General features: G+C 73.8%; 18 protein-coding genes and 1 pseudogene. 12 read left to right on the forward strand and 7 right to left on the reverse strand.

Going from position 1 to position 22,245, the window contains the following annotated elements; translation table 11 throughout:
* Positions 1 to 247: 247 nt before the first annotated feature.
* The 3 genes from ACH4N1_RS20030 to ACH4N1_RS20040 form a co-directional block, all read right to left on the reverse strand.
* On the reverse strand, positions 248 to 1,171 hold the full coding sequence (locus tag ACH4N1_RS20030; protein WP_398098721.1) for a MurR/RpiR family transcriptional regulator: 924 nt from the start codon (positions 1,169 to 1,171) through the stop codon (positions 248 to 250).
* A gap of 312 nt (positions 1,172 to 1,483) precedes the next feature.
* On the reverse strand, positions 1,484 to 3,406 hold the full coding sequence (locus ACH4N1_RS20035) for a phosphatase PAP2 family protein (protein ID WP_398098723.1): 1,923 nt from the start codon (positions 3,404 to 3,406) through the stop codon (positions 1,484 to 1,486).
* A gap of 417 nt (positions 3,407 to 3,823) precedes the next feature.
* Positions 3,824 to 4,732: a BadF/BadG/BcrA/BcrD ATPase family protein gene (locus ACH4N1_RS20040; protein WP_398098725.1), complete on the reverse strand. Its 909-nt coding sequence runs from the start codon at positions 4,730 to 4,732 to the stop codon at positions 3,824 to 3,826.
* Between the two features lie 358 nt (positions 4,733 to 5,090).
* Here ACH4N1_RS20040 and ACH4N1_RS20045 point away from each other — a divergent pair, with 358 nt between their 5' ends.
* The 5 genes from ACH4N1_RS20045 to ACH4N1_RS20065 all read left to right on the forward strand — a co-directional run bounded on the left by ACH4N1_RS20045 (position 5,091) and on the right by ACH4N1_RS20065 (position 11,595).
* Positions 5,091 to 6,224, forward strand: coding sequence for an ROK family protein (locus ACH4N1_RS20045; protein WP_398098727.1), 1,134 nt, complete (start codon positions 5,091 to 5,093; stop codon positions 6,222 to 6,224).
* 270 nt (positions 6,225 to 6,494) lie between these two features.
* On the forward strand, positions 6,495 to 7,826 hold the full coding sequence (locus tag ACH4N1_RS20050) for an ABC transporter substrate-binding protein (protein WP_398098729.1): 1,332 nt from the start codon (positions 6,495 to 6,497) through the stop codon (positions 7,824 to 7,826).
* Between the two features lie 46 nt (positions 7,827 to 7,872).
* Entirely contained in the window at positions 7,873 to 8,850 is a 978-nt protein-coding gene (locus ACH4N1_RS20055; protein ID WP_398098730.1) for a carbohydrate ABC transporter permease, read from the forward strand.
* A gap of 33 nt (positions 8,851 to 8,883) precedes the next feature.
* Positions 8,884 to 9,762, forward strand: coding sequence for a carbohydrate ABC transporter permease (locus ACH4N1_RS20060; RefSeq protein ID WP_398098731.1), 879 nt, complete (start codon positions 8,884 to 8,886; stop codon positions 9,760 to 9,762).
* Between the two features lie 6 nt (positions 9,763 to 9,768).
* Positions 9,769 to 11,595 (forward strand): hypothetical protein, encoded by a 1,827-nt coding sequence (locus ACH4N1_RS20065; RefSeq protein ID WP_398098733.1) that lies wholly within the window; start codon positions 9,769 to 9,771, stop codon positions 11,593 to 11,595.
* 12 nt (positions 11,596 to 11,607) lie between these two features.
* Here the strand turns inward: ACH4N1_RS20065 and ACH4N1_RS20070 are convergent, their stop codons facing one another.
* Together ACH4N1_RS20070 and ACH4N1_RS20075 are read right to left on the reverse strand one after the other, a co-directional pair.
* Positions 11,608 to 12,243, reverse strand: coding sequence for a DUF6461 domain-containing protein (locus tag ACH4N1_RS20070; protein ID WP_398098734.1), 636 nt, complete (start codon positions 12,241 to 12,243; stop codon positions 11,608 to 11,610).
* Between the two features lie 147 nt (positions 12,244 to 12,390).
* Positions 12,391 to 13,071: a nucleoside/nucleotide kinase family protein gene (locus ACH4N1_RS20075; protein WP_398098735.1), complete on the reverse strand. Its 681-nt coding sequence runs from the start codon at positions 13,069 to 13,071 to the stop codon at positions 12,391 to 12,393.
* A gap of 67 nt (positions 13,072 to 13,138) precedes the next feature.
* Between ACH4N1_RS20075 and ACH4N1_RS20080 the strand changes: the two genes are divergently transcribed.
* The 5 genes from ACH4N1_RS20080 (at position 13,139) to ACH4N1_RS20100 (ending at position 19,148) form a co-directional block, all read left to right on the forward strand.
* The gene (locus tag ACH4N1_RS20080) at positions 13,139 to 13,534 is read left to right on the forward strand and encodes a nuclear transport factor 2 family protein (RefSeq protein ID WP_398098737.1); all 396 of its coding nucleotides are present in this window, start codon (positions 13,139 to 13,141) and stop codon (positions 13,532 to 13,534) included.
* 103 nt (positions 13,535 to 13,637) lie between these two features.
* On the forward strand, positions 13,638 to 14,399 hold the full coding sequence (locus ACH4N1_RS20085) for an HAD family hydrolase (RefSeq protein ID WP_398098739.1): 762 nt from the start codon (positions 13,638 to 13,640) through the stop codon (positions 14,397 to 14,399).
* Positions 14,396 to 16,741 (forward strand): glycoside hydrolase family 65 protein, encoded by a 2,346-nt coding sequence (locus ACH4N1_RS20090; RefSeq protein WP_398098741.1) that lies wholly within the window; start codon positions 14,396 to 14,398, stop codon positions 16,739 to 16,741. The genes ACH4N1_RS20085 and ACH4N1_RS20090 overlap by 4 nt, the downstream gene beginning before the upstream one ends.
* Before the next feature lie 188 nt (positions 16,742 to 16,929).
* Positions 16,930 to 18,438, forward strand: a complete 1,509-nt coding sequence (locus ACH4N1_RS20095) for a hypothetical protein (protein WP_398098742.1) — start codon at positions 16,930 to 16,932, stop codon at positions 18,436 to 18,438.
* 236 nt (positions 18,439 to 18,674) lie between these two features.
* Entirely contained in the window at positions 18,675 to 19,148 is a 474-nt protein-coding gene (locus ACH4N1_RS20100; protein WP_398098744.1) for a DUF5709 domain-containing protein, read from the forward strand.
* Positions 19,149 to 19,398: 250 nt separating this feature from the next.
* Here the strand turns inward: ACH4N1_RS20100 and ACH4N1_RS20105 are convergent, their stop codons facing one another.
* A complete protein-coding gene (locus tag ACH4N1_RS20105; RefSeq protein WP_363090040.1) occupies positions 19,399 to 19,605 on the reverse strand; it encodes a hypothetical protein in 207 nt (68 codons plus the stop codon).
* Between the two features lie 480 nt (positions 19,606 to 20,085).
* Here ACH4N1_RS20105 and ACH4N1_RS20110 point away from each other — a divergent pair.
* Together ACH4N1_RS20110 and ACH4N1_RS20115 are read left to right on the forward strand one after the other, a co-directional pair.
* Positions 20,086 to 20,688: pseudogene (locus tag ACH4N1_RS20110) on the forward strand (MMPL family transporter); the annotation flags it as partial.
* Between the two features lie 320 nt (positions 20,689 to 21,008).
* Positions 21,009 to 21,287 carry a GlsB/YeaQ/YmgE family stress response membrane protein gene (locus tag ACH4N1_RS20115; protein ID WP_363090077.1) on the forward strand — a complete coding sequence of 93 codons (279 nt, stop codon included), beginning with the start codon at positions 21,009 to 21,011 and terminating at the stop codon, positions 21,285 to 21,287.
* A 22-nt stretch (positions 21,288 to 21,309) separates the two neighbouring features.
* Here the strand turns inward: ACH4N1_RS20115 and ACH4N1_RS20120 are convergent, their stop codons facing one another.
* Positions 21,310 to 22,197 carry a Gfo/Idh/MocA family protein gene (locus tag ACH4N1_RS20120; RefSeq protein ID WP_398098746.1) on the reverse strand — a complete coding sequence of 296 codons (888 nt, stop codon included), beginning with the start codon at positions 22,195 to 22,197 and terminating at the stop codon, positions 21,310 to 21,312.
* Positions 22,198 to 22,245: the final 48 nt, after the last annotated feature.

Raw genomic sequence — 22,245 nt, forward strand, 5'->3', positions numbered from 1 at the left:
TGACCGGGGCCGCCGCGGGCGCTCGTTCCGGCGAGGCCCCGAGCGCCCTCGGCGCCGACGCGGGTGGGTGACGGCGGCTTCGGGTGCTCGTTCTGGTGCCCTTGGCGGGCGGGTGCGGCCGTGAGCAGTATTTATATATGCCGTCTGCTTTGCAAGACGTATGAAAACATTCATGCTCGATTTGTTCGCAATGATCCGCCGGCGGTTCCGAGGGGCGGGGGTGGGGGAGCCGGTGGCCGGCGCCGGGTCATTCCCGCAGGAAGAACTGGTGCTGCTCGGCGATCTGCTCGTACTCCTCCAGCCGCGCCTGGGTCCGTTCCGGACCGGCGTCCGTCATGGCCTGGAGCAGCGCCGCGGCCATCACACCGGGGGCGGCGTAGGAGTCGAACACCAGCCGTGAGCCGGTCCCGGTGGCGAACGCGACGTCCGCCTCGTCGGCCATCGGACCCAGCGCCAGGTCGGTGACCAGCGCGACCTTGAGGCCGGCGCTGCGCGCGACCCGCACCGCGGTCAGCGTCTCCTGCGCGTGCCGGGGCATCGAGAACGCCAGCACCCACGTCCCGCCCGCCTCCCGCGACTGCAGCAGGGCGTCGTACGCCACGCTGCCGCCCCGGGTCACCAGCCGTACGTCCGGGTGGATGCGGCGGGCCGCGTAGGCGAAGTACTCCGCGAGCGAGGCCGAGATGCGCAGGCCCAGGACGGTCAGCGGGGTGGAGGCCGACAGCTGCCGGCCCACGTCGATGACCCGGTCCGGGTCGGCGAAGTCGCGGCGCAGGTTCTCCAGGTTCTCCAACTCCGCGTCGACCGCCGCCTGGAGTTCGTTGCCCCGGTTCTCCTCGGCCGCCGCCGGACCGCCCGAGAGCGTGCCGAGCGCGATCGCCTGGAGCCTCTCCCGCAGCGCGGGATAACCGCTGAAGCCGACCGCCGCCGCGAACCGGGTCACCGAGGGCTGGCTGACCCCGACCCGCTCGGCCAGGTCGGTGATCGACAGGAACGCCGCCTCGGTGAGGTGCTCGATCAGGTACTGGGCGATGCGCCGTTGCCCCGGGGACAGATGGGGCCCGTCGAAAAGCGCCCTGAGCCGGGAGGTCGCGGACGCCTCCGCCTCCGGATCGGTCTTGCCCGAGGTGATCGTGGTCGCCTGTGCGCGTGCCTGCTGAGGCGATGGCACCGGTCCTCCTCCGTGTTCTCCCACGAGGCTCAACATAGCCCACGGGCCGTGCCCGGCCGGGTGCGCGGAGGAGCGGGAACGGGCCCGGGAGAGGGCGGCGGAGCGGAGGGAGGCGGGCCGCGGCACGAGGCGGGGCGCGCGGGCGGGAGGAGGCCGGGGGAAGCCGGGGGAGAGGGGCGGGCAGGTGCGGGGGGAGGGGAGCGGCGGGGTACGGGCGGGAGCGGTCCGCAGGTGCAGGTGCAGGTGCAGGTGCAGGTGCGGCCATGGGTGCGGGCTGGGCCCGCCGCTTGACCGCTCCCGTCCGTCAGGGCGTCAGCGCCGCTCGATGCGCACGGACAGGCCGTCGGCCGTGTACACCGGCACGGCCCGCAGGCGGTCGGAGCCCGCGCTCAGCTCGACCCGGTCGAAGCGGCCGCGCAGCGCCGGGGCGTCGATCACGCGGACGGTGCTGCCCACGGCCGGCGGGCGTTCCCCGTCCAGGCGCAGCGACAGCACGCTGTCCGCGCCCAGCACGACCCGGCGCGTCACGGTCAGGACCGCCTTGTGCCGGCCCGCGCGCAGGGTCGGCGCCAGCGTGCCGGACTCCTGGGCGAACAGGCCGTGCACCTGGACCGGTTCGTCGACGCGGAGGGTCCCGCCCAGCACCCGGACGTCCCCGTGGCCCAGCGCGTGCGCCGACGCCGACACCAGCACGCCGTCCCGCACGACCGTCCCGCCCGTGTACCGGTTGCGGCCGGTCAGGGCGAGCGTGCCGGTGCCGTCCTTCGTCAGAGCGCCCCGGCCGCCGATGTCGTTGCGCCAGGCGTCGGCCGCCCGGAAGCCGCCGGCCGCCGCGTCCAGGGTGACCGCCACGTCCGTGTCGAAGGAGCCGTAGCCGTCCGCGGCGGTGAACAGGTCCAGGCGGCCCCACTGTTCGAAGCCGTCCAGCAGGACGTACCCGGCGGGCAGCGCCGTGGTGCGCAGCACCTCGCGGCGCTGGGCCGCGGTCAGGTACGGCAGCCGTGTCTCCAGCAGCACCTCCGCGCCCTTGGGCACGGTGAGCGGCTCGTCGCGGCCCTCGCGGGTGAGCACGTACGTCAACCGGTCCCGCACGGCACGGTGGTTGGCGCTCCGGTCGGCGTAGCGGTCGCCGGCGTCGGAGTGCGCGTGGGCGTACAGGGTGTCGGCCGTGGTGCCGGTCCGCTCCGTGAAGTAGGCCAGGGCCTGCGCCCGCGCGGCCTTCTTCAGTCCGGCGTTGGCGGGGTCGGCCAGCGCGGCGGCGGCGAGGGCGGTGGCCATGATGCGCCCGCCCATGACGTCGACGGTGGAGTGCATGCCGGAGACGATCCGGGTGTGGCTCAGCTCGAAGGCGCGCGTGACCAGCTCCTGGAACCGCTCGGGCACCGCGTACGCGAAGGCCAGCGCGGCCAGGTGGAAGGCGTTGGTGTGCCCGCTGGGGAAGCCGCCGTCGTCGACGGGGGAGGTGCTGCGCTGGCGCAGCAGCTGGGTGACGACGACCACCTCCGAGTCGTAGACCGGGTAGCCGAGGGCGTCGGTGCGGCCGGTGTCGACGACCTCGCTGTCCTCGTTCATGCGCCAGGGGCGCGGGTACTGGAAGGCGTACTTGCCGGGGTTGCCGGACGCGAACGGGCCGCGCACGGTGTCGACGAGCCTGGCCACCTGACCGAGGTCGGAGGTGTAGGACCCGGCGCCGAGCGCGGAACCGGCCGGGGCGTCGGCGGGAACGGCGTCGCTGATCGTGGTCGGGGGAGTGGTGTCGGGGGCGGTGGTGATCGAGGTGACCGCCCTGGCGCCCGCGCGGTAGAGGTCGGCGAGCGGGCCCAGGGCGCCGATCATCGCGTAGCTCTGGTGCTGGCGGTCGTGGACGAACGCCTCCCTGGCCTGCGCCTCCGTGCGGGTGGCGGTGACGCGGGCGCAGTAGCGCATGTTGGCGCGCAGCACGTCCGGCCGCAGCGCCGTGCCGGTGTCCCAGGCCGCACCCGTCTTCCAGACCCGCGCCATGCCGCCGAGGGCGCGCACCACGGCGTTGGTCTCGGACGTCAGGTTCGCCATGACGTTGCTCTGGTAGTCGTCGACGAACGCCGGTGCGGCCGTGGCGGCCTTGGCGTCGGCGGCGGCGAGCCAGGAGACCAGGGTGGGGGCGGCGAGCAGCGCGGCGGAGCCGCCCAGCGAGGCCTTGAGGAAGCCGCGTCGGTTCACGGCGGACGGCGTGCGGGGCCCGGCGGTTGACGGCATGGAGGTGCCTCTCTCGGATGGTTCGGCCGTGCGGCCGGGGAGGTCGGACGATCGGGTGCGGTCTGAGCGGTCGTGTCGATCCGTGAGCCGATCGGTGCGTACGTGCGAAGATCTACGGCCGTGTCGTGTCCCGTCGGCGAGGCTCCGGCGACCGCGGCATGTCCCGCGGGTGAACGCGGTGCCGGTGTCCCGGGGCGTGCGCGGGTGGGGGAACGCGGTGCCGGTGTCCCCGGCCCGCGAGCGTGCGGGCGAGGCGCGCAGGAGGCGCATCGGGAGACCGGGGGACTGCGGGGACGAGGCCGCGGCGAGGACGGCGGCCACCGCCGGAGCGCGCACGCCCCGTCACGACAGCCCCGGTCACGACAGCCCCCGTCACGACAGCCCTCGTCATGACAGCCCCCGTCACGACAGCCCCCGTCACGACAGCCCCCGGGCCAGCGCGATCGCCCCCTGCACGGGCGGTACCCGCAGTGCTCTCGCCCGGGCCCCGGGCACGGCCTCCGCCAGTGCCGTGGTGAACGCCTCGAACAGTGCCGGTTGCGCGAGCACGGTCCCGCCCGCGACCACGACGTCGTCCACGACGACCCCACGGGCGGCGAGCCGGGCGACCAGTGCGGCGAGCGCCCCGCCGGCCCCGGTGATCACGGTGCGGGCGAGCGGGGAGCCGTCGGCGGCGGCCGCGAAGACGGCGGGGGCGTGCCCGCCCCACTCGGCGGAGAGGTCGGCGGCGGCCTCCAGCGCCGCGCCGAGCGCCGGCACCTCGGGCACCCCGAGCGAGTCGAGCAGCCCGCGCGCGAGGCGTTCGGGAGGCTCCCCGCGGTCGTGGGCGGCCAGGACCGCGCGGGCCGCCTCCCGCACCAGACCGGCGGCGCCGCCCTCGTCGCCGAGGACCGCGCCCCAGCCGCCCACCTGGACGGCGGTGCCGTCGGGCAGCCGGCCCACGGCCACCGAGCCGGTGCCGGCGACGAGGCCGACGCCCTTGTCGAGTCCGGCGGCGGGGACGAGGAGTTCGGCGTCGCCGACGACCCGTGCGGGAACGTCGAGGAGCGTGCCGACGGCGGCGCCGATCGCGGCGCCCTGGCGGGGGGTCTCGCACGCGTGGGCGCCGACGGCGAGGGCGGACGGGCGGGCGCCGGCGGGCAGTGTGTCGCGCACCAGCGCGGCCAGCCAGCCCGCGGCGGCGGCCGGGTCGTGCGGCCGCCAGCCGCCGCTGGCGCGGACGTGGTCGGCGACGAGGTCGCCGCCCGCGAGCGCGCGGAGATGCGTCTTGGTGCCGCCCACGTCGATGCCGACCAGCAGGGGGCACGCGGGAGGGGATTCCTGCACGGATCCTCTTTCGTCGTTGCGCGGGGCTGCGACGGCGGGCGAACCGTGTCCTGGGGACAGGAGAGAAGCAGGAGAAGCGGAAGAAGGGGAAGGTGGCGAAGCCCCGGGACGGGCCTCTGGCGGAGCACGGCAGGCGAGTACCGTGCTGTTCGTTAGGAAGTTAACTAACGAAGTACAGTGCGTCAAGAGTCGTCGCGCGCCCGGGTCCGGGCGTGCTCCGGCCGGGCCGGGGACGCGTGACGCCGGCCCTTCCCCGGCCGTGTTCCACGGGGCCGATCACAGGGATGATCGCCTTCGTGAGCGCGGCCCGTGACCTGAGTGGCCCGTGACCTTGACTGGGGGAACCGTGGAACACGTCGTGGCAAGAGCCCCCCGCCTGACCGAGAGCGCCGGTGCGGTGTTCGCCGTGCTGGCCGAGGCGGGCAGCGCCACCCGGCCGCAGCTCGCGACCCTGGCGGGCCTGTCCAAGCCGACGGTGTCCTCCGCCGTCGCGGAGCTGGAGGGCGTCCGCCTCGCGGCCCACTCCGGCACCTCCTCCGGCGGTACGGGCCGGTCCGCCGCCGTGTACCGGCTCGGTCCCGCCGCCGGGGCCGTGCTCGCCGTCGATCTCGGTCCGGCCCTGACCCGGGTGCGCGGCTGTGCCCTGGACGGCACGCCGCTCGCGGAGGCCACCGGTCCGCGGGCGGACGCCGCCGACGTCGTACGGGAGGCGCTCGACGCGCTGCCGGCGGACGCCCCGCTGCGCACGATCGTCGTCGCCGTGGGCGATGTCACCGCGCCCGGAGGGCGGGGCGGCGGCATGCGCCCGGCGACCGCCAAGGCCGGTCCGGTCTTCGACGCCGTGGCCGTGGCGCTGCCGCCGGGGGTGCCGGTCCACCTGGAGAACAACGTGAACTGCGCCGCGCTGGCGGAGCTGCACGAGGGTGCGGCGCGGGGCCGGCACACCTTCGGCTACCTGCGGATCGGGGTCGGCATCGGCCTCGGCATCGTGGTGGGCGGACGGGTGCTGCGCGGGGCGAACGGGGCCGCCGGAGAGCTGGCCCGGCTGCCCTACCCCTGGGCCGACGGCCGCGAGCCGCGGCACGAGGCCCTGGAGGAGTACCTGGGCGCCCGCGCCCTGCTGCGGCGCGCCGCCGAGGTCTGGGGCGAGGACGACGGGCCGTGTCCGCGCACCACGGACCGGCTGCTGGCCCTGGCCGGGAAGGGCAGCGCCCCGGCCCGCGCCGTCCTGGACCGGCACGCCGTGGACGTGGGGCGGCTCGCCGCCGCCGTGATCGCCGTACTGGACCCGGGGCTGGTCGTGCTCGGCGGCAGCACCGGTGCCGACCCGCGGCTGCTGCCCGGTGTGCGGGCCGAGGTGGAGCGGCTGAGCTGGCCCACCGAGGTGGTCAGCAGCACCATCGGTGACCTGGGCACCGTCGTCGGCGCGGCCCGGCTCGCCGTGGCCCGGGGAGTCCAAACCGTGACCGAGGCGGCGCGGACGAAGGATTGACGGCCTCCGACTCGGTCTGCCAATGTCCGGACAAGCGCTTTCTAAGTCGGCCGGGACGCCGACTTGGGGGAGGCGTCCCGCCCGTACCCGAGGTACGGCAGCCGCACGAGGGCGTGCTCGTGTGACGACGGCCATGGCAGCCGGGGATCCCCACCCGTCAGGATGGCGCGGCCGGGCGAGGCCGCACTTCCGGAAGGCGTCATTCCGAGCAGCATGCCCGTGCCGCATCGACCGGCCGGGACGTCCATCACGCACCTCAGGGAGGACCCGGTGGGTCACCAGATCTCGCGCAGAACCCTCTTCCGCACCGCGAGCGGTCTCGCCGTCGCCGGCGCGCTCGGCAGCTCGCTCGCGGCCTGTTCCGGCGGCACCGGGGCCGGCAGCACCACCAGCAAGTTGACCATGACCTGGTGGGGCAGTGACGAGCGGCACGCGGCCTACAAGAAAGCGCTTGCTGCATTCCAGAAGGCCAACCCGAAGATCGAGATCCAGGAGACCTACTCCGGGTACGACGGGTACTTCGACAAGTTCAACACCAACGTCGCCGGCGGCAGCGCGCCCGACCTCATGCAGATGGACACCGCGCTGGTCGCCCAGTACGCCCGCAAGGGGGTCCTCGCCCCGCTCGACGAGTACGTCGGCAAGGACCTGGACCTCACCGGCTTCTCCAAGACGCTCCTGGCCAACGGCACCGTCGACGGCAAGCTCTACGGCGTCCCGTCCGGCATCGGCGTCAACCAGCTCACCGTCAACCGCAGCGGCCTGGAGGCGCTCGGCCTGAAGCTGCCCGACCGCGAGTGGACCTGGGCCGACCTCAAGGAAGTCGCCCGGCAGGTCCACAAGAAGAGCGGCGGCAAGACCTACGGCGTCGACGACGGCGGCGGCGGCACCCTGCAGTGCTTCGAGATCTTCGCCCGGGAGAAGGGCGAGACCTTCTTCTCCGAGGACGGCAAGAAGATCGGCTTCACCGCCGACACCCTCCAGGAGTGGTGGGAGTACTGGGCCGAGATGCGCAAGCTGAACGCCTGCCCGCCGCCGGCCGTCACCTCCGCCGCGCACAACGACCTCACCAAGAACGCGGTCGTCATCGGCAAGGCCCTGTTCACCTTCGACTCCGGCGTCTACGGCGCGGGCGGCTCGATCACCGACGCACAGCTGGACTTCCTGCCCACCCCGCAGGGCGACTGGTCGGGAGCGCGCGAGGGCAACTTCGTCAACGGCGGTGTGCTGCTGAGCGCCACGAAGAAGAGCAAGCGGGTGGCCGACTCCGTCAAGATCATCTCGTTCATCGCGCAGGACGACGCCGCCATCAAGGACTTCCAGCTGCTGCGCGGCATCCCGCCGACCGACAAGGCCCGCAACCTGATCTCCGCCGGCCTGTCCGAGACGGACAAGCTGAACATGGCGAACGCCGACTACATCTCGCAGCGGGTGGCCAAGGCCACCGACGCGCTGCCCAACCCGGTGCCGCCGCCGCAGGGCGCCGACCAGGTCTGGGACCTGCTGTTCCAGTCCAACCTCGCCGTCGCCTTCGGCAAGAAGTCGATCAAGGCGCAGTCCGGCGAGTTCTTCGACCAGGCGGCGGGCGTCCTGTCCGCGTAACCCGCACCGCACGCAGGAAGACCGGGAGAGGGTCAGGGAGATGAGTATGACCACCGCGAAGTCCGACGCGGTCGTGAAGGAGACGCCGGTCCCGGCGACCCCTTCCGACCAGCGCGAGCGCGAACGGATGCGACGCCGCCTCGCCAGGAAGCGGGGCGGGGGCTGGTGGCCCTACGTCTTCCTGGCCCCCTGGTTCGTCGGCCTGTTCGGCCTGACGATCTACCCGATGCTCGACTCGCTGTACCTGTCCTTCACCGACTTCGACCTGCTGACGCCGCCGCAGTGGGCCGGCACCGGCAACTACGAGCGGATGTTCACCGACGACCCGGTCTTCTGGGACACGGTGCACGCCACCCTCCTCTACGTCGTCGTGTCGGTCCCGCTGAAGCTCGCCCTGGCGCTCGGGGTGGCGATGCTCCTCAACCGGGACCTGAAGGGCATCGGCCTGTACCGGGCCGCCTTCTACCTGCCCTCGCTGCTCGGCGGGGCGGTGGCCGTGGCCATCGTGTGGCGCCAGGTCTTCGGCGGCGACGGCCTGTTCAACGACTTCCTCGGCTGGTTCGGCATCGAGGGACAGGACTGGATCTCCAGCCCCGACACCGCGATCTACACGCTGATCCTGCTCGCCGTCTGGCAGTTCGGCACCCCGATGGTCATCTTCCTCGCCGGCCTCAAGCAGTTGCCGAAGGACGTCTACGAGGCGGCCGCGATCGACGGCGTCGGACCCGCCACCCGCTTCTTCCGGATCACCCTGCCGTTGCTGACCCCGATCGTCTTCTTCAACGTCGTCCTCCAGATCATCGACGCGTTCAAGACGTTCACCCCCGCCTTCGTCATCAGCAACGGCAGCGGCGGACCCCTGAACTCGACGATGCTGTACTCCCTCTACCTGTACAAGAAGGGCTTCACGGACCTCCAGATGGGATACGCCTCGGCCCTGGCCTGGGTGCTGTTCCTGGTCATCGCAGGCTTCACGGCGGTCAACTTCATCGCCGGCCGTTACTGGGTCCACTACGACGACTGACGCCCGGCGTCCGAGCGAGGAGTCCTTCCCACCATGTCCGTCACCACCCCCGCCGCCTCGCCGCTGAAGAAGCTGCGCTCGGCCACCGGCGCCCGCCGGATCTTCCTCCACACCCTGCTCGTCGGCGTCGCCGTCGTCATGCTGTACCCGCTGCTGTGGATGCTCAGCAGCTCGATCAAACCCGACACCGAGATCTTCACCCACCCCGGGCTGATCCCGAACGACCTGAACCCGCGGAACTACGCCGACGGCTGGAGCGGGTCCGGCAACTCCTTCTCCCTCTACATCACCAACTCGCTGATCGTCACGATCGGCGCGGTGATCGGCAACGTGATCTCCTGCTCGCTGGCCGCCTACGCCTTCGCGCGCTTCGAGTTCCGCGGCAAGAAGATCTGGTTCGGCCTGATGCTCGGCACGCTGATGCTGCCCACCCAGGCCGTCCTCATCCCGCAGTACACGATCTTCTACAACCTGACCTGGATCAACACCTACCTGCCGCTGATCGTCCCGAAGTTCCTCGCGGTGGACGCCTTCTTCATCTTCCTGATGGTCCAGTTCATCCGCTCCATCCCCCGCGAACTCGACCACGCGGCGATGATGGACGGCGCCAACCCCTGGCAGATCTACTGGAAGATCATCCTGCCGCTGATGAAGCCGGCCCTGGTCACCACCACCATCTTCACCTTCATCTGGACCTACGACGACTTCCTGCACCAACTCGTCTACCTCCAGCAGAACGACAAGTTCACCGTCCCCCTCGGCCTGACCCTGTTCCTGGACCAGACCAGCGGCTCCTCCTACGGCGCCATGTTCGCCATGTCGACACTCGCCCTCCTGCCGACGCTCATCTGCTTCCTCATCTTCCAGAAGCGGCTGGTCGAAGGCCTGGCGACCTCCGGCATGAAGGGCTGAGCGGACATGCACCTCCCGCACCAGCGCGGCCCGCTGCACGACCTCCCGGACACCCCCGAGGCCTACGACGCCGTCCTCGCCGACGTCACCGAACAGGCCCTGGCCCGGCTGACGCCCGAGGGCGGCCTCGAACACCCCGACTGCGCCGACGACATCGGCGACACCTCCCTCGGCATCACCTCCCTGCTGGCCCTGGCCTGGCAGCGCTCCGGGGACCCGCGCCTGCCGGCGGCCGTGCGCCGCAGCGTCGACTTCCACCTGCGTGAACGGGTCTACCGCGAGGACAACCCCGGCTACCCGAACCTGAGGATCCGCGACTCCGGCCTGCCGTACGCCCGTTACACCCTCGCGCCGGGCGCGCACCCCGTCGGGGACTGGCCGAGCACGGTCTGGGCGCTGCTCCAGGCGGTGAACGTGACCGAGGCGGCGGCCGGCCTGCTCGACGACGGACCGCGGCACGAACTGCTCCGGGTCGCGCACGGCTACTGGCGCTGGCTGACCGAGGCGACCTTCTTCAACCCGCAGGAGGCCGCCAACCAGGCCATCGGCTGCGTCGTCGGCGGCCTCATGCTGGCCCGGCAGCTGCCCGGCCCTGACGGCGAGTCGGCGCGCGCCCGGGCCATGGAACTGTACGAGCGGGAGATCCGCGCCCACCGCGTCCGCGACCGCGGCGCCCTGCTGCCCCCCGAGCACGGCGGCGCCTACGACAACAACTACGGCCCGATCTCCCTGTCCTTCCTCGCCCAGGCCCACCGGGTCAGCGGCGAGGAGGTGTTCGCCCACGACGGCGACGCGCTCGCCCGCTACCTCGACGCCCGGCTGGCCAACGGCGGCTTCGACCACGGCGGCCCCCGCTACAGCGAGCAGCACTCCGGCTTCGAGTCGGTCCTCGGCCTGCGCTACTTCGGCCACCGGATCGGCTCCGACCTCGGCCGTTACCGGGGCGACACCCGCTGGGGCCGGCACGCCGTGAAGGCCGACGGCGGCGTCGACGGCCACTTCGCGTGGATGCTGGTCTGGCAGATCCAGGACACCACCCGCTGGCACCGCGCGCCCGCGCAGGGCACCGCACGCCACCAACTGCGCTCCGGAACCGTCTCGGTGGCCTTCGACGACCGGATGACCCCCTCCCTCATCGAGGCGGGCGGCACCTACTGGCTGCCCGCCGCCGTCGCCCGGCAGCACGGCTTCGGCCCGGTCACCGACGGCTTCCTGCTGTGCCGCCCGATGGGAGAGGTCCGGGTCCGCGACGTCCGCGCCGGCGGCCTGACGGCCAAACTGGTCACCAAGCCGGTCGTCGGCCGCGACCACGTCCTGCGGTACGTCCGCTCCCTGTACGTCACCGACGGCACCCTGCTGTGGACGACGGTGACCGTCGAACGCCTCGACGGCACGCCGTACCTGCTGGCCGGCCTGCCGTACGCCGAGGACGACGGCGACCGGGTGCGGCGCACGGCACACGGCGAGGCCGCCTCGGCCGGCCCCCTGCGCCTGACGCACCCGCGCGCCGAGGGCCCGGAACACTTCGACGCCCGGGCCGAACTCACCCAGGAACAGGCCGCGTTCGCCCTCGCCGCCGACCCGCGCGGCTACGGCAACCCGGACGAGGGCTGGCGGCACCTGGTCGACTCGACGGCCCTGGAGGCCGGCCCCGTCCCGGACACCCCCGAGGACCTGCACGTCTTCGCCGTGCGGTACGGCTCGTCCGACCCGCTGACGGTGACCGTCACCCGGGACCGGTCGGGCCTGGTCGTCCGCACCACCGCCTTCACGGCCGTCCTCGGCGGCGACGACGCCCACGGAGAACCGGAACTGGCCGTGCACCCGGCCTGACCGCGGATGCGGTCAGGCGTCGAGCGTCATCCGTGGTGTCCCGCGCACCGCGTAGGCCGGCAGCCGCGCGTCTTCGAGGTACTCCCGGGGGAGCGACAGCCCGAACCGCCGCTCCACGACGCCCAGACCGCGACGGTAACCGGTCCGGTAGTCCTCGTCCTCCGACGGCAGGTACGTCTTCCCGTCGGAGGAGAGGACTCCGGCCGCGACGAGGTCGGGCAGGAGCAGATCGGGTTCCCGCCCCCACCGCCACACCTCCTCGCGCAGTCCGAAGCCGCACAGGAAGACGCCGTCGTGGGCGTAGTCCACCGAGGCGGGCGGATGCTCCTGCACGGGCACGTACCGCACGACCTCGACGCCGTCCCGCGACATCTCCGCGAGCAGGTCACCACCGGTCGAGTCGCCGTACTCCACGGCCAAGGACCAGCCGCCGCACTCACCGACCCGCACCACCCCGTCCCCGTGATCACCGGGCCGGTACCAGCACACCCCGAGGTGCTCCACCTCCAGGTCCGTGAACGGCCCGGTCGCGCCGTCCGGGGCGCCACCCATGCGCACGGCCAGCTCCTCGGGGGTGATCCCCCGGGCGAACACGACGCTGGACATCCAGTGCTCACGGTCGACCAACCACACGATTCCGTCACTCATGGTGGGAACCCTAGGCGGAGGCACCGACAGCGGGACCGCCGAACTCGAGGGCGCCGGGGACGAGCGGCGTCGCCGGACGGGCGGGCCCGGCGGACCCCGCCCCGCCGTGCCGTGGGGAAGGCCGCCCGCCGCGGCAGGGCACGGCACTCAGTCGCCGGACCGCGCTCCGGTCCGGCCCGGCCCCACGCCACCCGACCACCCCCGCACGACCAGATCCGCGCGGTCGCGCGTGGCCGCCACCAGGTCGGCGTTGCGCCGGTCCGGGCCCCGCACCCAGGCGACCGCCTCCGCGTGGGACTTGCCGAACTCCTCGTGGCGGGCGACCAGTCGGCGGACGCGTTCCTCCTCGTCGATCTCGCAGAACCACACCGCGTCCAGCTCGGAACGCACGCGCGCCCACGCGCCCGTGCCCAGCAGCAGGTAGTTGCCCTCCGTCACCACGAGACGGGCGCCCGGCGGCACCGGGACGGCGCCCGCGACCGGCTGCTCCAGGACCCGCTCGAAGCCGGGCGCGTACACGACGTCGTCGCCGTCCGCCTCCTCCCGCAGCCGGCGCAGCAGAGCCGCGTACCCGGCCGCGTCGAACGTGTCGGGCGCCCCCTTGCGGTCGCGGCGGCCCAGCCGGTCCAGTTCGGCGTCGGCCAGGTGGAAGCCGTCCATCGGCACGTGCGCCACCCAGGGCTCCCCGGTGCCGTTCAGCTCCCGCACCAGGCGCTCCGCGAGCGTCGTCTTGCCCGAGCCGGGAGCGCCGGCGATGCCGAGGATCGCGCGCCGCCCCGGCCGGGTGAGCGCACGCGCGCGGGGCAGCAGGTCGTCATGGGTGAACACACGGCAGAGTGTCGCAGCCCGGCGGGGAACCCGGAGGGGCCGGGCGGGGAAAGGAGCGGGACGGAACATGTCGGAGGACGAGAGGCGGATCCGCGCGCTGATCACGCGCTGGGCCGACGCGGTCCACCACGGCGACCTGGAGGCCGTGGTCGCCGACCACGCCGAGGACCTCCGGCTGTACCACGTGACCCCGCCCGACGACGGCATCCGCGGACTCGCCGCCTACCGGGCGCTGTGGCCGCCGTTCTTCGCCTGGCAGTCCCGGGGCGCGCTGTTCGAGATCGACGTCCTCGACGTCACCGCCGGCCCGGACGTCGCCTTCGCGCACGCCCTGCTGCGCTGCGGCACCCCCGAGGAACTGGCCGAACGGCCCACCCTGCGGCTGCGGCTGACGTTCGGCCTGCGCAAGCGGCGCGGCCGCTGGGTGATCGCCCACGAGCACCACTCGTTCCCGCACGACTGAGCCCGACGCGGACGGGGATCCCGGACCGGACACCGGACGAGCCGCGGCACCGTGTGGCGCGCGCCACCCGGTGGGGAACCCGTTGAAGGGGAACGGGACCTGTATGACGACGACGCTCGGTCTTCCGGACACGATCCAGGCCTGCCTCTTCGACCTCGACGGGGTCGTCACACGGACCGCCGTGGTGCACGCGGCGGCCTGGAAGGAGACGTTCGACGAGTTCCTCCGCGAACGCGACGACGCGGACCACCGGCCGTTCGACTCCTCCCACGACTACGACGAGTTCGTCGACGGCCGCCCGCGCGCGGACGGCGTCCGCACCTTCCTCGCCTCCCGCGGCATCCACCTGCCCGAGGGCTCCCCGGACGACCTGCCGGACGCGGCGACGGTCCACGGGCTCGGCAACCGCAAGAACGAACTGCTCCTGGCGAAGATCCGCACCGACGGCGTCGAGGCCTACGAGAGCACCCTCGGCTATCTGCGGGCCGCCCGCGCCCGGGGCCTGCGCACGGCGGTCGTCTCCTCCAGCGCCAACACCCGTGACGTGCTGCGCTCGATCGGCGCCGAGGACCTCTTCGAGGTGCGCGTCGACGGCGTGGTCGCCGCCGAACGCGGCCTGCCGGGCAAGCCGCACCCCGACACCTTCCTCGCCGCCGCCCGCGAACTCGGCGTCGAACCGGACCGGGCCGCCGTCTTCGAGGACGCGCTGGCCGGCATGGACGCGGGCCGCGCCGGGCACTTCGGGTACGTCGTGGGCGTTGACCGGGTGGGGCAGCGCGACGCCCTGTACGCCCACGGCGCGGACGTCGTCGTGAAGGACCTGGCCGACCTGGCCGGGCCGGGGGAACTGGGGGAACACAAGTGACAGCCGACCGGCCCTACGCCGTCGAGCCCTGGCGGGTGCGCGAGACGCACCTCGACCTCGACGCCCTCGCCCGGAGCGAGTCGGTGTTCGCCCTGTCCAACGGGCACGTCGGCTGGCGCGGCAACCTCGACGAGGGCGAACCCCACGGCCTGCCCGGCACCTACCTCAACGGCGTGCACGAACTGCACCCCCTGCCCTACGCCGAGGCGGGGTACGGCTATCCGGAGTCCGGCCAGACCGTCATCAACGTCACCAACGGCAAGATCCTGCGGCTGCTGGTCGACGACGAGCCGTTCGACCTGCGCTACGGCCGGCTCGTCTCCCACGAACGCGTCCTCGACCTGCGCCGGGGCGTCCTGGAACGCACCTGCGAATGGACCTCGCCGGCCGGCTCGACGGTCCGGGTGCGCTCCACCCGGCTGGTCTCCCTCAGCCAGCGCGCCGTCGCCGCCGTCGCCTACGAGGTGGAGGCCGTCGACAGCCGCTGCCGCGTCGTCGTCCAGTCCGAACTCGTCGCCAACGAGAGCCTGCCCGAGCCCGCCGCCGACCCGCGGGCCGCGCGGGCGCTGAAGTCGCCGCTGGAACCGGAGGAGGACGTGGCCGTCGGCCGCCGGCTGCGGCTGGTGCACCGCACCCGGCGCAGCGGACTGCGGGTGGCCGTCGCCGCCGACCACACCATCACCGGCCCCGGCAGCACCACCACCGACAGCGAGAGCAACGTGGACGTCTCCCGTCTCACCGTCACCTCCGTGCTGGAGCCCGGCGAGACGCTCCGGGTGGAGAAACTGGTCGCGCACGGCTGGTCCGGCACCCGCTCCCGGCCCGCGATGAGCGACCAGGTGGAGGCGGCACTCGCGGCGGCCGGACACAGCGGCTGGCAGGGCCTCCTCGACGAACAGCGCGACTACCTCGACGACTTCTGGGCCCGCGCGGACGTGGAGGTCGACGGCGACGAGGAGATCCAGCAGGCCGTCCGCTTCGCCCTCTTCCACGTCCTGCAGGCCGGCGCCCGTGCCGAGCGGCGCGCCATCCCCGCCAAGGGGCTCACCGGCTCCGGCTACGACGGCCACGCCTTCTGGGACACCGAGACCTTCGTCCTGCCCGTCCTCACCTACACCGCGCCCGACGCCGTCGCCGAGGCCCTGCGCTGGCGGCAGGGCACCCTGGACGCCGCCCGCGAGCGGGCCGCCCAGCTCGGACTGAGCGGCGCCGCGTTCCCCTGGCGCACCATCGAGGGTTCGGAGGGGTCGGCGTACTGGCCGGCCGGCACCGCCGCCTTCCACGTCAACGCCGACATCGCCGACGCCGTCGTCCGGTACGTCGCGGCGACCGGGGACACCGCGTTCGAGCGGGACACCGGCGTCGAACTGCTGGTGGAGACCGCCCGCCTGTGGCGTTCCCTGGGCCACCACGACGCGCACGGCGTCTTCCACATCGACGGCGTCACCGGCCCCGACGAGTACAGCGCGGTCGCCGACGACAACACGTACACCAACCTCATGGCGCGGGCGAACCTGTTGGCCGCCGCCGACGCCGTCGAGCGCCACCCGGAGGAGGCGGCCCGGCTCGGCGTCGACGAGGAGGAGTCGGCGGCCTGGCGGGACGCCGCGGCGGCCGTGCACATCCCCTACAACAAGGAACTCGGCGTCCACGAACAGCACGCCGGGTTCACCCGCTACCAGCGCTGGGACTTCGACGGCACGCGCCCCGACCAGTACCCCCTGCTGCTGCACTTCCCCTACTTCGACCTCTACCGCAAACAGGTCGTCAAGCAGGCCGACCTGGTGCTGGCGATGTACACCTGCGGCGACTTCTTCGACGAGGAGCAGATCGCCCGCAACTTCGCCTACTACGAGCCGCTCACCGTCCGCGACTCCTCCCTCTCGGCCTGCTGCCAGGCCGTCGTCGCCGCCCAGGCGGGCCATCTGGACCTGGCCTACGCCTACACGGCCGAGGCCGCCCTCATGGACCTGGCCGACCTGGAGCGGAACACGAGCGACGGGCTGCACATCGCCTCGCTGGCGGGCACCTGGATGGCGCTGGTCGCCGGGTTCGGCGGACTGCGCCGGGACGGCGACCGGACCCTGTACTTCTCGCCCCGGCTCCCGGAGGCGTTCAGCCGCCTGGCCTTCTCCCTCCAGTTCCTCGGCCGCCGCCTGCACGTGGAGATAGGCCCCGAGAAGGCCACGTACACCCTGCTGTCCGGGCCGCCGCTGACGATCGACCACCACGGCACGCCGGTCCACCTCAACGGCGACGGACCCGCGGTGCGGCCCGTCCCGCCCGCCCCCGACCGCCCGGCCCCCGAACAGCCGCGGCACCGCCGCCCGCACGTCCGCTAGCTCCGGTCACCGCCCTCCCCGCCCTCCCGCCCTTCCCGCCTCCGCGGCGACGGCGGGAGGGCGACGACCGGGCCCGGCCCGGCGACCGTGCGCGCACCTGGCCGTACACCACCCTGCGTGCCCGCTCCCCGCGCGTTAGTTTGGCCATGTTTTTCCGGTTACGGGCGAGCGACGGGCAAGGGACGGACATGGCCGACGACAGGAACGCCACGCTCGTCGGCGCGCGACGGGCTGCGCGACGGGGCGCGCCGACGAGCGGGTCCGGCGCGGCCCGGTGGGCGCACGGCTCCCGGCCGCTCGCGGCCGTCGCCGCGGCCTTCACCGTCGCCCAACTGGTCCTCGTCGGGCCGGGCCTGGGCCTCGGCTGGGACGAGACGGTGTACGTCAGCCAGATCTCCGCCCAGGCCCCGCCCGCCTTCTTCAGCGCGCCGCGCGCCCGTGGCGTCTCCCTGCTGGTCGCGCCGGTGACGTCCTGGTCGACCTCGACCGAACTGCTGCGCGTCCACCTCGCCGTGCTGTCCGGGCTCGGGCTCCACCTCGCCCTGCGGGTCTGGCGCCCCTTCTTCCCGCCCCGCGTCCTGGCCGCCGCGGGCGCCCTGTTCGCGTCCCTGTGGGTGACGTTGTTCTACGGCCCGGCGGCCATGCCCAACCTCTGGGTCGCGATCGGCGCCCTCGCCTGCGTCGGCTGCTTCCTGCGGGCCCGCGCCGACCGCGCCGACCGGACGGCCCTGTGGGGCGTCGCGGCGGGCGCCGCCCTCATGGCCTGGATGCGTCCCACCGACGCCGTCTGGACCGCCCTCCCGCTGCTCGTCCTGCTGATCCCGGCCCGGAGCGGCCGCCTGGCCCTCGCCCTGCTCGCGGGCCTCGCCACCGGCGGCGGCCAGTGGATCGCCGAGGCGTACCTCAGCCACGGCGGTCTCGGCCGACGGCTCTCCGAGGCCTCCCGCATCCAGGGCGGCCTCGGCTGGCACGTCGCCGTCGACGACCAGTTGCGCGGCCTCGTCGGCCGGACCCTGTGCCGCCCCTGCACCGGCCCCCTGCCCGACCCGGTGATCGTCGCCTGGTGGTGCCTGCTGCCCCTGGCGGCCGCCGCCGCTCTCGCCGTCGCGGCCAGGGCCCGCCGCACCACGCCGACGCTGCTGCCGCTGGCCTGCGCCGCGACCGCCGCCGTGCCGTACCTCTTCCTGATCGGCTACGCCGCCCCGCGCTTCCTGCTGCCCGTGTACGCGCTGCTCGCCGTCCCGGTCGCCGACGCGCTGTCCCACCTGGTCACCGCGCCGGGCGGCCGAGTGCGCCCGGTCGCCGCCGGGCTCCTCGCACTCGGCCTCGCCGGACACCTCGCGGTGCAGTACGTCGTCCTGGACCGGGTCGTGGACCGGACCGCCGCCGACCGCCGCGACTGGGCCCGCACCGCCGCCGACCTGCACCGGTTCGGCGTACGACCGCCCTGCCTGGTCACCGGCACCGAGGCCGTCCCGGTCGCCTACTACGCCGGCTGCGCCTCGGCCAACCCGCGCGGCCACAACGCCAACACCACCGAGGCGGGCATCGCGCGCACCGCCGACCGGATCCCCACCGCCGCCCTCTCCCCGCCGGGCGGCCCACCGCCGCCGTACGCCCGCGGCTGGCGGACCCGTCCGTCCGCCGGACTCGACCTGCACCTCGCGCCGTCGCCGCCCGGCGACCGGACACGATGACCTCCGAGCGGGTCGCCGCCGGCGCCGACCGGCGGGGGACGGCCCCGCGACGCCGGCGGAGAGGGCGTGGGGGACGGGACGTGGGGGACGGGGACACCGCCCCGCCGGCCGGTCCGTCAGGACGGGCGGGTGACGTCCGCGTCCGCTCGTGCGGCGGGCAGGTGCCACGGTTGGGGCGCGTGCGACGGGATACGCGGACGGGGACAGAGCAGCCGTGACAGCCCCGGGAGGCATTCATGGGCACGGAGCCCGAGACGACCGCCGACGACGCCTACCAGCCCACCGGCACCAACGAGGAGCAGGAGGACGCGGCGCCGCTCGACCTCCAGGACGCCCTCGACGAACGCACCTACGACGACATGCTGGACGAGGGCTACTCCCCGCCGGAGAAGCCGCTCGGCGTCACCAAGTACGGCACCACCGCCGCCGAGCAGCACGAGGGGGAGAGCCTCGACCAGCGCCTGGCGCAGGAGGTCCCGGACGTGTCCGAGCCCGACGGGGACGGCGTCGGCGACCTGCCGCGGGGCGAGGGCGAGCCGGTCGACCCGGAGGCGGGCGGGGCCCGGGCCGGCCGCCTGGTCGCGCCGGACGAGGGCGCGCATCCGGACGCCACCAAGGAGGAGATCGCCGAGGACGTCGGCATCGACGGCGGCGCCGCGGGCGCGGAGGAGGCCGCCGTGCACGTCGTGGACGACCGGGACCTCCCCTAGGGTCCCTCGTGCGGATCGACCTCCCCCAGGGTCCCTCGTTCGGATCATGCCGGGCTCGCGGGGTCCCGCTCCCGCCGCCGGTTCCGGGAGCGGGCACACCGAAAGCGGGCGCCTCCGGGTCCGGCGGCCCGGAGAGCCCGTGCGGAAGGGGGTGGACCGGTTGCGTCCCGGCGCCGGGCGGCAACCGGTCCACCACGGAGTCGGGCGGGTCGGGGGGTGGGTCGGGTCGGGTCGGGTCGAACGAGTCGGGTCAGGGAAGCATCTTCTCGATGCAGTCCGGCCCCTCCGCCTCCAGCTTGCGCCGGGCCCACTCGAGGTTGCGCGGGGTGAGATCCCGGCCGGTGGCCAGGACCATGTCCTCGGGCGACACCTCGGTGCCGGTGCGGGTGTGGAGCAGGTTGTCCGGGGTGGCGCGCTCGGAGGGCGGCCGGGAGGGATCGGGCTCGGTGGTCGGCATGGTCACGGCTCCTCGGTCCGGAGGGCTGCTGCGGCCCCGGTGCGGTCATCGGGTCCACTAACACCATTCATCGCGGGAGCGAAGTGTGCATCCCGGGGGCCCGGACGCCCACCGGACGGGCCGCGGGCGAGCCCCTGCGGCGTTCGGGGAGCGGGGTCCGGGGCGGAGCGCCGAGCCGGGGCCGGAGAGGGGCGGGGACGGGCGAGGGCCCGTCCGTCCCGGATGCCCGCTCCGGCCGACCGGCGTCTAATGGGCCGTATCGGGGCACGGTGAACCACCTCCGGCAGCGAAGGCGCGGCCCATGCACTCCAGCGGGACGCCGCGAGGCGGCGCACTCCGGCGGCTCGGCACCTGGTGTGCCCGCCACTTCCTCGTCGTCATCGTCGGCTGGCTGGTCGCCCTCGTCGCCCTCCAGGTACTCAGCCGCACCTACGGCGGAACCTACTCCGACGACTTCTCCCTGCCGGGCGTCCAGTCCCAGGCCTCCTGGTCGCCGTCAAGGCCGCCGTCCTCAACGTCCTGTCGATCACGGCCTCCTACGGCGTCGTCGTCGCCGTCTTCCAGTGGGGCTGGGGCGGGCCCGCCCTGGGCGTCTCCGGCACGGTGCCCATCGAGAGCTACGTGCCGATGATGATGTTCGCGATCATCTTCGGCCTGAGCATGGACTACGAGATCTTCCTGCTCTCCCGCGTGCACGAGGCCTGGCTGCGCACCGGGGACGCCAAGGCCTCCGTCGCCCACGCCCTGGAGATCACCGCCCGGGTCATCACCTGCGCCGCCCTGATCATGGTGAGCGTCTTCGCCGCGTTCATCGTCAGCGACAACATCGTCGTGAAGATGCTCGGCCTGGGCCTCGCGGTCAGCGTGCTCGTCGACGCGACCGTCGTCCGGCTGCTCATGGTCCCGGCGGTGATGACCCTGCTGGGCCGGCACGCCTGGTGGACCCCGCGGTGGCTGGACCGGATCCTGCCGCACATCGACGCCGAGGGCGAGGGGACGGTGGAGACGACCCCGCCGGAGCGACCCGCGACGGCCGCCGGGAAGAGCGACGGACGGCCCGGCGGGGGAGCCCCCGCGGCGTGACCGCACCTCCGGCCCCGAACCGGACGACGCCGTGTTCCTCGACGCCCCGCCCCGCGCCGCATCCGCTCCGTCACCCCCGACGTCCGCGCCCGCACGGCCGTCGCCGAGTGCACCCGCCATCCCGTCGCCCGCGGCGCGGAGTTCACCGCCGGTGCGACCGGCCGGGGTGGCTTCCCCGCCGCAGCTCCGGGGGTGACCGGGCCTGGTTCCGGTGGAGCGGGGAGCCCTTGGAGGAGGGCTCACGCACACTGGCAGGTTTGCGACGCCCCTCGGCGTGCATTCGGAAGACGTAGACGCTTTCAACGGAGATGGGAGGAACCGTGGGCATCATCGCCTGGATTCTGATAGGCCTGCTCGCCGGTGCCATTGCCAAGATGCTCCTTCCCGGCAAGGACCCCGGCGGCATCATCGTCACCATGCTGATCGGCGTCGTCGGCGGTCTGCTCGGCGGCTGGCTCGGCAAGGTGATCTTCGGCGTGGACTCGATCGACGGTTTCTTCGACCTGTCCACCTGGATCGCCGCGATCGTCGGCTCGCTCATCCTGCTGGTCCTCTACCGGGCCGTCACCGGCAACAAGCGGACCCACCGGCACGCCTGACCGGCCCTTCGCGGCCGTGGTCTCAGCCCGAGTCGGAGGCCGACAGGCCCTCGGCCTCGGCGAGGATCTCGGTGACCCGCAGGCCGAACCCCGCGTCGCACGGATGCGGACGCCCGTCACGGGCCGCGGCGCACAGCGCGTCCGCGGCCCGGCGGAGTGCTGTGGCGGCGTCCGCGGCGCTCTCCGGGAGACGCGCCACCCCCCTCTCCCCGCGGATCTCCACGCCCGAACCGGCCGCCGCCGACGGGGCGGTCAGACTCAGCGTCAGCGTGCTGGAGGCCCCTCCGGAATGGTCCAGGACCAGGTGGACGGTGTCGCCGGGCCCCGGAGCCGCGGCGGCCACCCGGCGGACGTCGCCGAGGACCGGCAGCAGCACGGACAACGCGTGCGGGCCGACGTCCCACAGGGCGCCCTTCTCCCGCCGCCACGGGGTGGCGAACGGATGGTCCCCGCCGGTGAACACCGAACCCAGCCACTGCGCGTGCCCCGTGAACCAGCCGCCCGCCTCCGCCTGTTCGGCGATCCATGCCTCCGGCTCGGGGAGGAAACGGGTGGTGAAGAAGACCACCGAGGCGACCCGCGCCTCCCGCACGGCGCGCACCACGTCACGCGCCCCCGCCACGGTCGCGGCGAGCGGCTTGTCCAGCAGGAGATGACGACCGGCCCCGGCGGCCCGGACCGCGAGGTCCGCCTGCACGTCCGGCGGCAGCGCCACCGCCACCGCGTCGACCTCCGCGAACAACTCGTCCACGTCGTCGAAGGCCCGGGTGCCGTGACGGTCCGCCAGCTCCTTCGCCGCGGCGGGACGCCTGCCCCACACCCCGACGAGGCCGAGACCCTCGTGCGCGCTCAGAGCGGGCGCGTGGACCGTCCGCGCCCAGGGGCCGGTGCCGAGCAGACCGATACGCATGCCGCTGACTCTCCCTGCTGCCGGTCGGGGTGACGTCGCACGCCGCGC

The sequence above is a fragment of the Streptomyces sp. NPDC017202 genome (assembly GCF_044331705.1).
Taxonomy (GTDB): Bacteria; Actinomycetota; Actinomycetes; order Streptomycetales; family Streptomycetaceae; genus Streptomyces.

Coding starts and splice junctions, on each gene's coding strand:
- ACH4N1_RS20055 (WP_398098730.1), top strand. CDS start 7,873: ATGACCACCGCGAAGTCCGACGCGGTCGTGAAGGAGACGCCGGTCCCG.
- ACH4N1_RS20095 (WP_398098742.1), top strand. CDS start 16,930: ATGGCCGACGACAGGAACGCCACGCTCGTCGGCGCGCGACGGGCTGCG.
- ACH4N1_RS20085 (WP_398098739.1), top strand. CDS start 13,638: ATGACGACGACGCTCGGTCTTCCGGACACGATCCAGGCCTGCCTCTTC.
- ACH4N1_RS20060 (WP_398098731.1), top strand. CDS start 8,884: ATGTCCGTCACCACCCCCGCCGCCTCGCCGCTGAAGAAGCTGCGCTCG.
- ACH4N1_RS20035 (WP_398098723.1), bottom strand. CDS start 3,406: ATGCCGTCAACCGCCGGGCCCCGCACGCCGTCCGCCGTGAACCGACGC.
- ACH4N1_RS20120 (WP_398098746.1), bottom strand. CDS start 22,197: ATGCGTATCGGTCTGCTCGGCACCGGCCCCTGGGCGCGGACGGTCCAC.
- ACH4N1_RS20105 (WP_363090040.1), bottom strand. CDS start 19,605: ATGCCGACCACCGAGCCCGATCCCTCCCGGCCGCCCTCCGAGCGCGCC.
- ACH4N1_RS20080 (WP_398098737.1), top strand. CDS start 13,139: ATGTCGGAGGACGAGAGGCGGATCCGCGCGCTGATCACGCGCTGGGCC.
- ACH4N1_RS20100 (WP_398098744.1), top strand. CDS start 18,675: ATGGGCACGGAGCCCGAGACGACCGCCGACGACGCCTACCAGCCCACC.
- ACH4N1_RS20070 (WP_398098734.1), bottom strand. CDS start 12,243: ATGAGTGACGGAATCGTGTGGTTGGTCGACCGTGAGCACTGGATGTCC.
- ACH4N1_RS20065 (WP_398098733.1), top strand. CDS start 9,769: ATGCACCTCCCGCACCAGCGCGGCCCGCTGCACGACCTCCCGGACACC.